Genomic DNA, 16,344 nt, shown 5'->3' with positions numbered 1-16,344 from the left:
CCTTATAGTAAATTTACTCTGAGTACAGTTGCTCGACTACAAACCAATCGTCAAGGTGTGGTTAATATGCGTCGAATCCTTGCCGTTATGGTTGAACACCCGCCTGACTAGTCGCTCGGTGCAATTTTTTCTTAAAGGCTTGATGCAAAGAGACTATCAATCAATATTGAGTAATCAAAGTTTCAGTTAAATCGAGAATCTTGTCAAACTGAAAGTTACTTACCCAACCCCTAAACAGGTGACCAACTAAAGCATGAGATTGAGGAAGTTCTTCAAGAATTTGAGAAACTAATTCCGCATCTACCTCAAGAGCTGCTTCATGCAGTTTTAGCAGCCATTTTTTAGGCATTGCTGCTAATAAATCTGTTAAATTTAACGATTCCTCTGTTACATGAGAGAAGTCAGGCAGTGATTTTTGCTCTTGATATATATAACGAATTCCCAAATGCTTAGCCATCATGTTAAAAATAGCTTCTTCGTAAAACGGTTTTGGCACAAAATCATCGCAACCTGCTGACAAAATTACTGCCCTTTCTTCTTCCCACGCACTTGCACTTAGAGCAATAACAGCTGTTGCTTGACCTTTTGCTGTACTTTTAATCCGTTTTGTAGCTTCATAACCATCTAAAACAGGCATTCGCATATCCATCCAGATAAGAGCCGGTGAGTACGAATCCCAAATTTCAATTGCTTCAGCACCGTTAGTTGCTTCTTGTACTTCAAAACCAATTGGTTTAAGGAGTTTCATCAAAAGTTGCCGGTTGTAATCTCTATCATCCACTACTAGAATTCGATATTGGGGTTGATTGGAAACTAGGGCAATAACGTGCTGGCTGTTGGTTTGATGATCAATCACGCTTGCATCAGCAATACTCACAGAAATGTCGAACTGAAATGTTGTGCCAGAAGTCGGTAGAAGTGTTGATCTGTCATGAAAATCGCGTAGAGGCTTCCCAGGCGTGAAGACTTTACCTCGACTAATAACGGTAACTTCACCTCCCATTAAGCGAACAAATTGACGGCTAATAGTCAACCCTAATCCTGTTCCTTGCTGAACTTTTTGACCCGATGCTGTTTGTACAAAGGGCTGAAATAAATTCTCCAGTTCGTTCGCAGCAATGCCAACTCCTGTGTCTTTCACTTTAAAAGTAACTGTTGTCCGCTGTGGGAAGCTGTTTAGGCACAATATTGCTTGTTCCCTTTTTATTTCTATAGACACGCTCCCAGAAGAGGTAAATTTAATTGCATTACTGATTAAATTAATCAGCACTTGCCGCAGCTTAACTTGATCAGTACAAATATGTTGAGGAACGTCGGCAGCACAGTCAAATCGCAGATGTAAGCCTTTCTTTCGTGCTTCCAACGAAAACAGATCTTCTACATCAGCTAGTAAATCATGGAGGTTGAAGTTCTTTTCGGATAAAGTCATGCGTCCCGCTTCAACTTTCGACAAGTCAAGAACTTGGTTAATCAAAGTTAACAAATGCTCTCCACTACGGTGAATGATACCAAGGTTCTCTTTTTGTTCCTGTGAGAGATTTGTGTCCTGGTTCATCAGTTGGGAAAAGCCGAGAATTGCATTTAAGGGAGTTCGCAATTCGTGACTCATGTTGGCAAGGAAGGTGCTTTTAGCGCGGTTGGCTGCTTCTGCGGCATCTTTTGCGCGTTCAAGTTCTGCTTCTGCTTTTTTACGATCGCTAATTTCCTGTTCTAAACGGACATTCTCTATGAGTACTTTTTCAGCTTCTTTACGATCGCTAATATCTTGAAAAGCTGCGATCGCATACTCTACATTACCCGTGTCATCAAAAATTGGTGTACTGGTGACTTCTAACGGGACAATTCTCTCACTGTAGCGCAGTTCCAAATCATCCGCCCGTGTTTTTTCGCCGCCAAGCGATCGCACAACGGGAAGCTGCTCCACAGGATATATCTCCCCAGTATTTGCCCGATAAACCCTATAGGTTTTTGAGAGTTCCTGGGTTTCGGCTTTTACTAAATCTTTAATATTCAATAATTCCTGTGAAACTTGATTAGCATAAACCATTTGTCCCTTGGCGTCGTGAACAGATATACCAAGGGGGATAGCATTGAGGAACTTATTCAGGCGATTTTGTGTTGATTGTACTTGAGTATACAGTCTAGCATTAGAAAGCGCGATCGCCGCCTGTGTTGAAAGCATTTGAATCACTTCCAACCGATCAGGTGTAAAAACGTCACCTGCTAGATTATTTTCCAGGTAGACAATGCCAATCAATTGCTTTTGATTAAGCAGTGGTGCACAAAGAATTGACTTAGGTTGGTGAGTTTTGATATATTTATCTTGTGTAAATCTACCCTCACGAGCAACATCACTTTCAATCAGTCCTTCGTGAGTCCTTGCAACATAGTGAATAATTGATCCAGGCAAACAAGTTTCGATGGGAGTCGATTGTAACACCCTCACTTGCTCAGAATTAGCATCCTTTGAAGCTTCAACTCGCAGAGCTCCAAGAGACTCTAGAACTAAAGAACCCGTTTGTGCGCCGGAACTTTCCAGCAAGATTTTCATTAAGGTTGTTAGGAGTTTATCCAGCTCAATTTCACTGGCGATCGCTTGTGAGGCTTTCATCATAGCTGCCAAATCCAGAACTTCACCAGAAGTGCTACCAGACGTACTAGGCAAGCTGCTGCGCACATTTATGGACATGTTTGGTTTCGTGAAACGCTGCAAAAGTTCTGGGTATTGCTGTTCTAAATCCTTGACTTTAGAGGCTGCACCCCAACGTAAATAACCATGATAAGCATTTGTGAGGTAAACTTGAGCGACTTGCTGTTTTCCCCAATCCAGGTAAAATTTGGCGGTTAGTTCATTAGCCAAAGCTTCTTCACTGGGATAGTCATTTTCTTTAGCTAAGGCAATGGCGCGATCGTAGTATTCAATAGCCTTAGTTTTTTTACCCAAAACTCGATGGCGTTCAGCTTCAACTAAGTAGAATTTATGAAGGTGAGTCATCGGAGCAAAACGCGCCCATTTTTTTATCTTTTTCTGGTAAGCTTTCACCGTCTTTTGAATGCGTTTTTGTTCAAACTTGGAAGCATCAGAATAGGTAGCTAGGTAGAGGAGAGAGCGGTAGAAATGCGAGAGAGGAACAGTTCCAACAGCACTGTCTTCAGATTTTTCTATTAACGTGGTATACTTAAGAGCTTGCTGATAGTCCTCAAATAGATAGCCAAGAAATATTTTATAAAAATAGAGAGAGTGGCAAATATTTTGGGAATTAGCTTCAAGGTGAATGGGAAGCATTTTGTCTTCGTCGTAGCTTTCACCAATCAAACAACACTTATCTTCAGCTTGATCCATCAGGTTTAATACAACCTGCCGATTAAGTTGAATATAATAAAAGCCTGTTTCTTGTCCCACTTGCTTTAGCACATTAGCATACATTGCCATCTCTCGTTCCAAAATTGGCAATTCCTTCCCCAGTATATAGGAATGGTGGATGTATGCATCTAACGCATAAGATGCATATTCTAAATCTCCAGTTTCTAATGCATTTGTGTAAGCTTCCAACAAAGGAGTTATTGTTTCCTTAAGATGCTTTTTCCAGTGTTTAATAAAAAAGTTAACGACAAATAAGGTTCTACCTTTAAGTTCTTTAGCGTTGAATTTATCGACTAATCTAAGAGCAAGCTCACCAAATTGATAGCCAGTTTCGATATCTCCGATAACTTCTCCTGAAAGAATTAGTCCGTAAGTAGCATACGCGTAGGAGGATGCAGCTGTATTCCCGTATTTGAGCGATAGATTCACCTGCTCAAACACAATTATAGGAAAGAGTTCCGGCACAGCAAAATAGGCAGCAGAAGCAACATCTGATAAAATCCGCATAGCTGCTAACTTGAAAGAATCAGTCATTTCTGGTAATTGGATTAAATCCTCAATCCGTTTCCCTGCAAAACTTAACTTTGTCCTTACCAGATTGAGTAAAATATCTATTTTATTGGGTTTTTTCGGGAGGCGAATTCCCAACATTTTTAGTACTGATAGAGCTGTTTCAATTGCTTCCAATGGTTTATTTTGTGCTGTATAACCTTGGATTTTGACTTCATAGACTTTCACTTTGTCCAGCAACGAAGTAGCTTGTTGCAACACAAGAGATGCCATTTTCTCCATTTCGTCAAATTTGCCACAGGAACCAGCTACTTCGACAGCTTCCACATATAATTCCAAGGTTAAATCATACTGACGAATCCAGCTATCTGCACTCAGGCAATTCCTGCCAATTCTTAAGTAATTCCAAGCAGTTTCCCAGGCGGATGATGCTTTCGCTTTTTTACCAGCAATAAGATTTAATTGAGCGACTCTATCTCGTTCTAATTGAAAGCTTATTGCTTCAATACTGAAGTTAAGGTGATTAACAATATCAAAAATTCTTTGTGGTAGAACTTGTTGTGGAGTATTTTCCAACAAAAGCTGCCCAACTTTCCAGTGAACGGCTTGCTTGTCTTGCTCTGGAATCAGGAAATAAGCAGCTTGTTGGATGCGATCATGAGCAAATTTATAAGTAACTTTGAATTCATTAGTGTCTCGAACTGTTTGAATAAACTTGTAGTTGTCACCAACGGGCAATATTAATCCTGCTTGAATAGGTTCCCATAATTGATTAGCAGTTTCTTTTTGAGATTTTTCATTGATAACTGAAAGCGTTTGTAAATCAAATTGGTTACCAATACAAGCCGCTAACTGTAAAATTTTTTGTACTGAATCTGATAAACGTTGAATTTTTTGTGTCATTAATTCAACAACATTATCAGTTATACTCCTAGTTAGAATTTGTTCTAAATTCCAAGACCATATTCCAGAATTAGTGTCAAATTTCACTAATTGCTCTGCATACAGAGACTTGAGAAATTCTTTAATAAAAAAAGGGTTTCCCTGTGTTTTTTTTTCGACTAAATCAGCTAATTTTTGAGTTGAGATAGATTCAGCCTTCAATGTATTTGCAATAAATTCATTAACCTGACCTAAATTTAAAGGTGAAAGGGAGGTATGGTTAACTATTACCCCTTGCTTTTTCATCTCAGATAAAGTCAGCATGGCAGGATGACTTGGACTGACTTCGTTATCTCGGTAAGCTCCAATCAAAAACAGATATTCAGTACTAGCATGGGTCATTATCAATTGAAGCAATTTCAGTGTAGCACTATCTGCCCACTGAAGATCGTCTAGAAATAAGATCAGCGGATGCTCTTTTTGACAGAAAACTTGGATGAAGTTTTGAAAACTTAAATTTAGGCGATTTTGTGCTTCTGTTGGAGGTAATTTAGGGACAGCAGGTTGTTTGCCAATAATCAGTTCAATTTCTGGAATAACATCAATAATAATTTGTCCATTTTCTCCTAATGCACGCTGGATATTCTCTCGCCACTGTTGTAGTTCTAGTTCAGTTTCTGTAAGTAACTGTCTCACCAATTCTTCAAATGCAGTGACTAAAGCTTGATAAGGAATATCGCGGTGAAGCTGGTCAAATTTTCCTTTAATAAAGTATCCGCGTTTTTCAGTAATGAGCTTATATAGTTCCTGGACTAAAGCTGATTTTCCGATCCCAGAGTATCCCGAGATTAGCATAAGTTCACTTTGTCCTTGGCTGGTTCTCTCAAAGGCAGCCAATAAACTCTCTATCTGGTATTCTCTTCCGTAAAGTTTTTGAGGAATTTGTAATTTATGAGAAATATCTTGGCATCCTAAAGTAAAATTTAGGAATACACCATTTTTATATTGAGTAAGACAAGTTTCTAAATCTGCCTTGATTCCCCAAGCACTCTGATATCTTTCTTCCGCCATTTTTGCCATTAACTTCATGACAATGTTTGAGACAGTCAGCGGAATTTCTGGGTTTATTGCATGAGGAGGTATCGGTTGTTTAGCGATATGGCAATGGACTAACTCAAGTGCATCGGTAGATTCAAATGGAAGCTGATTGGTTAGCAATTCATAGAAAGTGACGCCAAGAGAATAAAAATCAGTGCGGTAGTCAAGTGAACGATTCATCCGTCCTGTTTGTTCTGGAGATATATAAGCCAACGTACCTTCTAGAACATTAGGACTTTTGGGGCTAAGGCTCTCTTGAGATAAACGAGTCGATAGTCCAAAGTCAATAATTTTTAATTGTCCTGTTTGAGGATTTAAGACAATGTTAGATGGATTAATATCTTTGTGAATGACATTGTTTTGATGCAGCTGCCCTAAAGTATCTATAATCTGGATAGCAAGATGGAGAAACTCTGATAAAGAACAACGACGGCGTTCCAGCAAGATTTTTAAAGACTCCCCGCCAAAATCCTCCAACAACATGAGTTGGGTATTTTGGTATTTTCTCAACTCATAAGCTTTAATCACTCCGTTTAAGTTAAGACTACGAGTGATTTCATATTCCTGTTGATAGCGGTAAAGTTCCGCAGGCGTAGGATAATCTTCTTGCAGGAGTTTCAAAATCAGAGGCTGCTGATTTTTCTTGCGGCTCCCTCGATATACGAGGGAATTAGGACTTTCGTAAATTTGATCGATAATTGTTATATCTGGCAGTGAAATCATATTGAGCAGTACCGCTGCCTAACGAAGGTGTTCAATTGATTGGAGTTATAGACTGCTTTTGTAGTCGTGAACTACAAATTTTTTGTCTAAAGTCCAAGAAATCAAAAGTAACTGGGGATTGGGAACTCGGAGGAATTGAGGACGGGGATTTTTGCCCAATCGCCAATCTTGCGCGATCGCAAAGCTTTTGGTTATCGAGAGAAATGTGATAGTTTCATTCGTTGCTACCGGCGAAAAACGCGGTTAGTCGAGCGCTCACATCTTGCTCTCACACCACACTTGCGGTAATAACCCTCTTATTAACTCCTGTTGAGTATAACGAGAGGTTCCTTCCCACATGAAGTTGGAACTGTTTGCTATTGAACAAATTAAGTTAAGTTGAAGAGAGTAATAGAAGATATGTAAAGTTTTGTAAAAAAAATTATAGGCTATAGGTTTGTATTTGCGCTACTCTCGCGAGAAGGCAGTTGTGGCTAAAAGGGTGTAAAGAGAAACTACGAACTAAGAATGATTTATTTGTGCTAACCTCCGTATATCCCTACTGGTGCCTCAAAAAACCTGTAATCTTGAAACTCAACCGACTAGGTATAAGGAAGGTAAACCAAAAGCTTGTAGTATGCACATAGATTCAGCCGAAACAAAAAAGACTATAAACGAGGCATTGCCTTGCTTATATACTTTTGACTGACCCGATAACTTTCACTCCCTAGTATGAAAGGTCTTTGAGATGAAAGTCTAATTATTAAGAGCTAACGTTTACACTCAGTGTAACCTTTACCAAAGATGCTGTCAATAGTATTAGACTTGCTATATAGAAATTTTCTCTCCCAGGGTGGATGAATTCGAAACATACCTTGTCTTTGCTCTTGATTGATTTTTACAGTTATTCATAATAAAAGTATAAAATATCACTTATACTACTAAATGCAGTAACGATAACCTTACTAAATTATACATAACCACTCATGTCCTTTGAAGGAGTACTAAAACATATAGAAGCTATCCTGGAAGCTAAGCTCGGGAAACATCTGACACCCCCAGAAAAACAAATCCTACAGGCAGCTTGGAATAACGAAACTTATAATAAGGTTGCTGATAGTCTATATCTGAGTGTAGGACATGTTAAGGACTTAGCTTATCCCTTATGGCAACAGCTTTCTAATGTATTCGGCAAGAAAATCAGCAAGAATAACTTTCGCAATATACTCCAAGAACAAAGTGCCCTCTCCAGTCTCACGCTAGAGAAAATTCAAGCTAGCTACATTGAGCAAGATTCCGAGCCTAAAGGCAATATATTAATTATTGACGACCTGATACAGAACTTACGAGTTCTTACAGAGATATTAACAAAACGAGGTTTTAAAGTTCGTTGCGTTACCAATGCTCAGTTAGCATTAAAGACAATCAGCCATAAACCGCCTGATCTCATTTTGCTAGATATTAAAATGCCGGATATGGATGGCTACCAAGTTTGTGAAGCACTGAAAAGCAATGTCGAAACAGCAGAGATACCCGTGATTTTCCTCAGCGCTCTTGAAGAGACTATTGATAAAGTTAAAGCTTTCGAGGTAGGAGGATTGGACTACATCACTAAACCTTTTCAGTCAGAGGAAGTAGTTGCGCGTATTCAAACACAACTCACTATCCAACAAAACAAACTCCAACTACGAAGGGAAATTAAACAACATCAACAAACTGCTGAAATTCTCTACCAATCTCGTACTCTCCTTGCCAGTATCTTAGACAGTTCTCGAGATGGAATAGCCGCATTGCAGGTGGTGCGAGATATTACTACTGGTGAAATCGAAGACTTTGTCTATCTCGTAGTTAATCCCGCGCTTGCCAAATTATTGGGCAAAAAGCGAGAAGAGTTTATGGGCAAATCAATACAGACAACACTACTTAATCAATTGATACCCGGATTATTGAATTTATTAGTGCAGGTAGTGGAAACAGGAGAAGCGCTAGAACAAGAATTTTCTTGGTCGAATCATGATATTCATAAATCGTATTACTTGACTGCTGTAAAGTTAGGAGATGGTTGCTCAATTAACGTACACCAGATTTCAGAAATCTACCGGATGAGTTCTCATCTCAAACAAATGGCAACCGTTGTTTGATAGTTAAGCATCGCGCAAAGTTTTATACTTTCTCCATTTGAGAGGTGATCGCTAAAGTAGTTTGTGCTACAAATTCTCTGAGGTATGATTTCAGCTTGCTATATACTTGAAATACATCCTAATATAGTCTTCAATGGTAATGAAAGTTGTTGGAATTCATGGAATTCTTCATGATTACTTAACTGCACCACAGATAGAAAATGAGTGGCTACTGGCTCTACAAGGAGGTTTAGAAGTCGCTGGTAACCCAAGAATAGAACGTAACGAGTTTACATGCGTTGGGTATGGTGATTTTTTTCGTCCTAGTGGAACAAGATCTGGATATACTCCATCACTAAGTTACACAGATATAGAGGGAGAGTGGGAGGAAGAATTACTTCTAAAATGGTGGCATGAAGCAGCGACTTTATCAGCGAAAAATCGAAGTGGGGAAGATGAACTTGGAGAAAATGGGACAATTCAAGATCCCGAATTTCAAGGACGAGGACGTATCCCTGAGATTGCACAACGCGCTCTAAAACAACTTTCAAAATCAAAGTACTTTAAAGCTTGGGGTTCTGAAAAAGTTTTAATCTTTGCTTTGAAGCAAGTACGGCGATACCTATACGACAAAGAGCTAAAAGATAAAATTCTACAACGTGTTACTGAGAAAGTGACTCAAGAGACGAGAGTTATTATTGGTCATTCTCTTGGATCAGTAGTCGCTTATGAAGCTTTGTGTGCGAACCCTCAATGGAATGTGCATACTCTAGTAACATTAGGATCTCCACTGGGTATACAAAACCTGATTTTTGATGCTCTAACACCAACCCCAGAGAATGGACAAGGTGTATGGCCTAATGTAGAACAGTGGTTTAATATTGCAGACAAAGGTGATATTGTTGCTCTTGAAAAGGAACTTGCTCCTCATTTCGGTTCCGTAACTGATCTATTGGTGTATAATGGCTGGGAATCTCATGATGTGAAAAGATATTTAACCGCTAAAGAAACAGGTTGTGCTGTTGCGACAGGTATTTTTGAATAACTAATTCTAATGAATGTCTCCTCAACAAAGAAGCAACGTAAATATCTGATTGCTATTGGATCACCTAGCTGCGCAGCAATGAAGTACCCCGAACTAGATTACGTTGAAACTGATATTCAAAGAGTTGAAAAGCTGTTAACCAGCAAAAAGCAGGGCTATGAGAGAGTTTTGGCAGATACAATATATATTGGTGCAACATCTAACATTATAAAAACTGCTTTAACGACTTGGTTTGCTAGTTCAGATCGCTGTACTTCGGATTGCGTGATTGTCTACTACGCAGGACACGCGGGTGAGGAGATGGAGCATAATTCTCATTACCTGTATACTATTGAATCAAATCCATCCAATTTACCTAATACAGTAATCAAAACCAGTGATCTGGCTGATTTGCTAGTTTCAGGAAACCACAATTCTCCTCAAAACATCTTACTGATACTTGATGTATGTTACGCCGGTAAAGGAGCAGCAAATGTTTTGGCTTCAAGCTTGACACAAAAGAGTTCTGCTAGCGAAGATGTTATTTTTTGTGTTATTGCCTCAGCAAACTCAAGTTCAGTTGCTGGAGATGGTCATTTTGTAAATGCATTTGAAGAAGTAATACAAGACTCCGATTGGATGTCTCAACAAAGAGAATTTTTAAACCCTGGCGATTTGGTAGATCATATAAACAAATTTCTCGTTAAGAAATGTGGTCAAAAAGCAGAATTTTCTCTTTTACGACAGTCAACAAAGCTAACCTTTTTCCGCAATCCTTGCTATAGTAGCACCACACAAAGAAAGTCTAGAGAACAGATAATAGCAGACTCTCTATTGTCGCTGGATTACTGTAAGCAAGAACGCGTTTTTATAGATGCAATGATAGACACCGAGCAAAGAGAAAAAGCTTTTCTCGTTCAGACAGATGAAGAAGAAATCCAGAGTTGGTTGGTGAGGCGTTTAGCAAAACGTGTATGGGGTTTCCACAATGCGAAAAAATATGAAATTCGGGTTCATCGCCATCGGATGAGAATAAATTTTAATTATTTTTTGGAAGAATTTCAGCAAGATATAGGAATAGGAAATAGAATAACGCTTGAAACTGTTATTCAATGTTTAGCAGAGGTTTGTGAACAAAAATCTGTAATTATTGCTATTTATGGATTGAGTCGTTTAGACCAAGAAAAAGTGCTTCAGTTTCATACCTTTTGGTCAGGTTTAGTAAAGCAAGTACATAGTAGAAACCTTTCTGATTTGCGCTTGGTTCTACTCCTAGCGGAGGAAAATAACAATGATGTTTTGAGGAGATTGTATCCATTTTTTAGTAATACACCTTTTATTTATGAACCTATTCATTTAACGCCTTTAGAAAGTATTTTACGGAATGATTTAAAAAAATGGCGTTTACAGCAACAAGATGTATATGATTCACTAAATTTTTCAAATCTAGAAATCGAATCAATTGCTGAGGAAGATGTACTAAATTGGTCAGAGACACCTTTGGAAATGCTTGAAAATATTTGTTGTAAACTATTTAAAATAGACCAGGGTATTGCTGCAATCGAACCCTATTGGAAGCTAGCAGGATGAGCAAAGAACAAACCCCAAACTATACAGGAAAACCTCAACCTCCAAAAGAAGGAGTTAAAGACTCTAAAGGGCGGTTATATTTCCCCTACTTACCCAGCCCTGATCTAAAAGAAGCTGTGAATTTAGCGATCGCACTCCAACGACCATTACTCTTAGAAGGTGAACCCGGTTGTGGTAAAACTCGTTTAGCAGGAGCAGTCGCCTACGAATTCACACAGGACTTACGAAAAGACCAACAAGCACAGCAACAATGGTGGAATTATTATATCTGGAATATTAAATCTACAACCCGCGCCCGTGATGGGTTATATACGTATGATGCTGTAGCTCGATTACGGGATGCTCAATTAGTGGGAACAAACCCGCAGCAATTAAAAGAATTTATAGGCAATATAGAGATTGCGCAATTAAAGAGGCGATTGCAAGATAAAAAAATTTATCGTGAATTTGGAGATTTAGGTAAAGCATTGCAAGAACATGCTCACCGTCCCATCCTCTTGATTGATGAAATTGATAAAGCCGATAGTGATTTTGCTAATGATCTACTACTTGAGCTAGAAGAATTACGTTTTGAAATACCTGAAACTGGAGAATCATTTCCCACTCCTGAACACAAACCAATTATTTTCATCACCAGTAATCGAGAAAAACCTTTACCAGAGCCTTTTCTTCGGAGATGTTTATATTTCTTTGTGAAATTTCCTGAGCCAGATCAATTAAAAGGAATTATTGATAACCGACTTGGCAAATTTGAAGAAGATAAACAAAAAATTACCGAACAAGCTATACATCGCTTCTATGAAATTCGGGAAATTCTAGAGAATAAACCAGGAAGCAGACCACCAGGAACAAGCGAATTTATAGAATTTCTTACTGCTCTTGTAAATCGAGAGAGTGTTGATGATGCATTGGAAGATTTAAAACATTTATCTGAGAAACTCCCATTACTAGGAACGCTTCTAAAGACGAACCAAGATCAGAAATTATATCAGAAAAAGCAGGGCTAAATGTGAGATTTATGAGTGTTACCCATCCCATCTTACTGGACTCCTTATTGTTAGATATTTTTGAAAAATTGCGAGATGCAGGAATGGCTCTAACACTAGAACAGTATGATTTGTTGCGACAAGCAGTTAGCCAGGGTTACGGTTTAGGTGGATGGGAAGATTTAAGGCGAATCTGTAAATTATTGTGGGTTAAACCCTGTCCCAATTATGATGCTAGTATTTTTGACCGTACTTTTGAGCGCTACATTCAGCAGCATCATGCTAAAATGCCCGTAAAACCAATTCCAACACCACAAACAAAGACTCCTTCTTCAAAAGAACCCTTGCAAAATCTTCCCCAGATTCCACCAAGGAGACGCGGAGTACCATCGACTCAAACAACTGGTGAAGTACAAGTTCCGGTAGCTATTCAAACTTCCTCAACCGCCAAGAGTTTCGACAATGCTAGAGATGATTTTCACTTCACTCCAAGAGATTTTTCTATGCACTTACAGGATGTGCAAATAGCTTGGCGTTTGCTGCGAAGATCAGTCCGCGTAGAAGGGGACTATGAATTAGATATTGACGCAACCGTTTACCAAATTGAACGCGAAGGTATTTTTACTGATGTCGTAATGCGTCCTCTAAGGATTCGACGGACTGAACTTTTATTACTGATTGACGACAATCCTGCAATGATACCATTTTTCCCTGCGCTTCAGCCCTTTATTCAAGCAATTGAAGAAGCTTGGGTTACACCTGCTCGGATCTATCGTTTTACGAGTTATCCTGACGAATATCTTTATGATTGGCATTACCCTACTAAAGCCGAACCTTTAACCAACCTCTTGCCAAAACTCCATCGTAACCGCACAATTGCTTTAATTTTAAGTGATGCTGGGGCTGCAACAACAACATACAGTCGCGAGCGAATTGAAGGAATGTCGAAGTTTTTTACAGCATTATCACCTTGTATTCGACAGTTAATATGGCTTAATCCGCTTCCACAAGAGCGATGGGAGTACAGTTCAGCTTGGTCAATTGATGCAGTACTAAACGGTAAAATGTTAACTTATGAACCTGCAAGTTTGGTATCAGTAACGAGAGAAAATCAACAAGAGAGTATGATTAGTACATGGCAACTATATCAAACAGAGAAAATTTGACAGATCGTCGCATTCGGGTTTTTGAAAGACGCTATGGGACGAACGCTCTTGCTTTGGCTTGTCATGCTGCTTTTCCTCTGACTCTCACCTCTGATTTGCTGTATTGTTTGCGTGAAAATTTTGTGCAGGAATGTCCTTGGTATACAGTTGCAGACGTGTTGCTATCAGGATTATGCGAACCTGCAGGTTACGATCTTTATGAGATGGAAGGAAAAACTCGCGATCGCCTACTTCGTCGTTTATGTGATCAATTTGGAGAACAGAGACTTAAGGATCTGGCAAACTTTATCTCCCAGTATATTAGACATCGCTTGCAAAACGACAAAAATGATCGAGCGTTTGTTTTTGGCGATCGCCCACAGTGGACAGCTTTAGCATACCTAAGCCCGGATGCAAAAGATCTGAAAGATGCAATTAAGCAAGAATTACAAAAATTGACAGATTCCCCACATTCTCAAGAGCGTATTCGGTGGGCTGCATTAGTAGAAAGTTACGCATATCTGTTACAAGAAAAAGGTTTTCAGCCTTTGTTGTTGGAATGGGCGCAGAACGCTCTTGATGGTGAACCTATCCAAGATGAGTGGACTGAACTAGCTTCAGAGATGGGAGTTTCATTGGAATTTTTTAAATTTCCTGAGACAACCATTATCTTAGAGGATGAGAATGCACAAGAGCTACAACCCTTTGAATTTAAAACCGTGACAGTTAATGTTCGGGGAAAAGTTATCAAAGAAGAACAAAAACAAGCATTTTATTTTATAGAGCCTTTAGATAGCGTAGCACTGGGAATAGAAATGGTAGCAATTCCTGGAGGGACTTTTGTTATGGGTTCACCACCAAATGAGCGACAACGCAGTGAAACTGAAAGTCCTCAGCATGAGGTAACGGTACAACCGTTTTTCTTAACTAAATATCCGATCACTCAGGCGCAGTGGCGATTTGTAGCTCAGTTAACGCAAGTAAACCAACAGATAAAGTCTGATCCCTCTTTGCTTAAAGGAGATAATCGCCCTGTTGAAAGGGTATCTTGGATTGATGCTGTTGAATTTTGCGATCGCCTCTCTCAATATACAGGTAGACCTTATCGTCTCCCAACTGAAGCAGAATGGGAATATGCTTGTCGTGCTGGAACTACAACTCCTTTCCATTTTGGCGACACAATTACAACTGATTTAGCCAACTACGATGGAAGTTACACTTATGCTTCTGAGCCTAAAGGCAAATCTCGTCAAGAAACAAGTGATGTAGGAAGTTTTCCACCCAACGCCTTTGGATTACACGATATGCACGGGAATGTATGGGAATGGTGTGCAGATCATTGGCATGGGAATTACAAGGGAGCGCCTACAGATGGTAGTGCATGGGTAGAGAAAAATGAGAATGATAATCGTTCTTATCGGCTGCTGCGCGGCGGTTCGTGGTTCCTCACTCCTGGATACTGCCGTTCTGCTTCTCGCAGCAACTACCTCCCCGACGACGTCTACGACAATATCGGTTTTCGGGTGGTGTGCGGTGGTGGTGCGGCGAGGACTCTTTAGCCCTTTGCACTTTAGCACTTTGCCCTCTGCACTTCTTTCTCTTTGCTCTTCTTAAGCGTAGCGAAGCGGAGCGATCAAATTTTTTGACTAGCATAGTAGAAAGGTTTGTAGTTGGGCTAAAGCGCTCTCTGAAGAAACACTCGCCAGAACCCTTACAATACTAAACTTTTGGTACGAAATGTTTCTTTCATTCGTAGCGGATGGCGATCCGTTAACTGAAATAACGGAACTTCCTTGTTTTTTACAAATGAATGTACCGATTAATATGTTATTTAACAACTTGAAAGGTTTGTAGTTGGACTTGAGTGCGCTAAAGCGCAACTACGAACCAATATCTGGGAAACATCAATGGTAAAAATACTTGTCAACAAGATCGAAAAAACAGGGCAATTGTATAAAGAAGACTTGGGTAATGGGATTGAGTTAGAAATGGTGCTGATTCCTGGAGGTAGCTTCATAATGGGTGCTCCAGAAACAGAAGAAGGTAGTAGTGACGACGAACGCCCTCAACACAAAGTAACAGTTTCGACTTTCTTCATGGGTAGATACCCTATCACCCAAGCACAATGGAAAACTGTAGCTGCATTAGACAAAGTTAACCGCGACCTCAACCCTGACCCTTCAAGATTTAAAGGAGATAACCGACCAGTAGAATGCGTTTCTTGGTACGATGCGGTTGAGTTTTGTCAGCGCCTCTCTAACAAACACCCTAAAAGACAGTACCGCCTTCCTAGCGAATCAGAATGGGAATACGCTTGTCGTGCTGGAAGTACTACTCCTTTCCATTTTGGCGACACAATCTCAACCGATGTAGCGAATTATTGCGGTACAGATGACAAAGAAAATAAATGGTCGGGTTCCTACGGTCGAGGTTCTAAAGGGATCTATCGTCAAGAAACAACAGAAGTAGGAAGCTTTGACGCAGCCAATGGTTTTGGATTATACGATATGCACGGGAATGTATGGGAATGGTGTGCAGATCATTGGCATGATAATTATGAGGGAGCGCCGACAGATGGTAGTGCGTGGGTAGATGAAAATGAGAATGATAATCGTTCTAGGCGGCTGCTGCGCGGCGGTTCGTGGATCTCCCTTCCTGAGGTCTGCCGTTCTGCTTCTCGCAGCTTCTGCTACCCCGTCGACGACTACCTCTATGTCGGTTTTCGGGTGGTGTGCGGTGGTGGTGCGGCGAGGACTCTTTAGCCCTTTGCACTTTAGCACTTTGCCCTCTGCACTTCTTTCTCTTTGCTCTTCTTGAGCGTAGCGAAGCGGAGCGATCAAATTTTTTTCGCCAAATAGCCCTAACAAAAGTTAACTTTACTAGCAAAATTACAAGAAGAGTTACGTAAGAGATAATTTATAAA

8 protein-coding genes are annotated in these 16,344 nt (G+C 39.8%); 7 read left to right on the top strand and 1 reads right to left on the bottom strand.

Annotated features, from left to right (window positions below):
• Positions 1-160: 160 nt before the first annotated feature.
• Positions 161-6,577 carry an AAA family ATPase gene (locus G4P69_RS00905; RefSeq protein WP_208341376.1) on the bottom strand — a complete coding sequence of 2,139 codons (6,417 nt, stop codon included), beginning with the start codon at positions 6,575-6,577 and terminating at the stop codon, positions 161-163.
• Positions 6,578-7,542: 965 nt separating this feature from the next.
• On the opposite strand from G4P69_RS00905, the gene G4P69_RS00900 reads away from it, so the two are divergent.
• The 7 genes from G4P69_RS00900 to G4P69_RS00870 all read left to right on the top strand — a co-directional run bounded on the left by G4P69_RS00900 (position 7,543) and on the right by G4P69_RS00870 (position 16,183).
• Positions 7,543-8,697 (top strand): response regulator, encoded by a 1,155-nt coding sequence (locus G4P69_RS00900; protein WP_208341377.1) that lies wholly within the window; start codon positions 7,543-7,545, stop codon positions 8,695-8,697.
• Positions 8,698-8,836: 139 nt separating this feature from the next.
• A complete protein-coding gene (locus G4P69_RS00895) occupies positions 8,837-9,721 on the top strand; it encodes a PGAP1-like alpha/beta domain-containing protein (protein ID WP_208348059.1) in 885 nt (294 codons plus the stop codon).
• Between the two features lie 9 nt (positions 9,722-9,730).
• The gene (locus G4P69_RS00890) at positions 9,731-11,290 is read left to right on the top strand and encodes a caspase family protein (RefSeq protein ID WP_208345270.1); all 1,560 of its coding nucleotides are present in this window, start codon (positions 9,731-9,733) and stop codon (positions 11,288-11,290) included.
• A complete protein-coding gene (locus G4P69_RS00885; protein WP_208345271.1) occupies positions 11,287-12,297 on the top strand; it encodes an AAA family ATPase in 1,011 nt (336 codons plus the stop codon). The genes G4P69_RS00890 and G4P69_RS00885 overlap by 4 nt, the downstream gene beginning before the upstream one ends.
• Positions 12,298-12,308: 11 nt before the next feature.
• Entirely contained in the window at positions 12,309-13,442 is a 1,134-nt protein-coding gene (locus G4P69_RS00880) for a hypothetical protein (protein ID WP_208345272.1), read from the top strand.
• Entirely contained in the window at positions 13,412-14,980 is a 1,569-nt protein-coding gene (locus G4P69_RS00875; RefSeq protein ID WP_208345273.1) for a formylglycine-generating enzyme family protein, read from the top strand. The genes G4P69_RS00880 and G4P69_RS00875 overlap by 31 nt, the downstream gene beginning before the upstream one ends.
• A gap of 348 nt (positions 14,981-15,328) precedes the next feature.
• Positions 15,329-16,183, top strand: a complete 855-nt coding sequence (locus G4P69_RS00870; RefSeq protein ID WP_208346556.1) for a formylglycine-generating enzyme family protein — start codon at positions 15,329-15,331, stop codon at positions 16,181-16,183.
• The last annotated feature ends 161 nt before the right edge of the window (positions 16,184-16,344 follow it).

Origin of the sequence: Aetokthonos hydrillicola CCALA 1050, assembly GCF_017591665.1 — a bacterium.
Taxonomy (GTDB): Bacteria; Cyanobacteriota; Cyanobacteriia; order Cyanobacteriales; family Nostocaceae; genus Aetokthonos; species Aetokthonos hydrillicola.
This window is presented reverse-complemented; position numbering and strand designations above follow the sequence as displayed.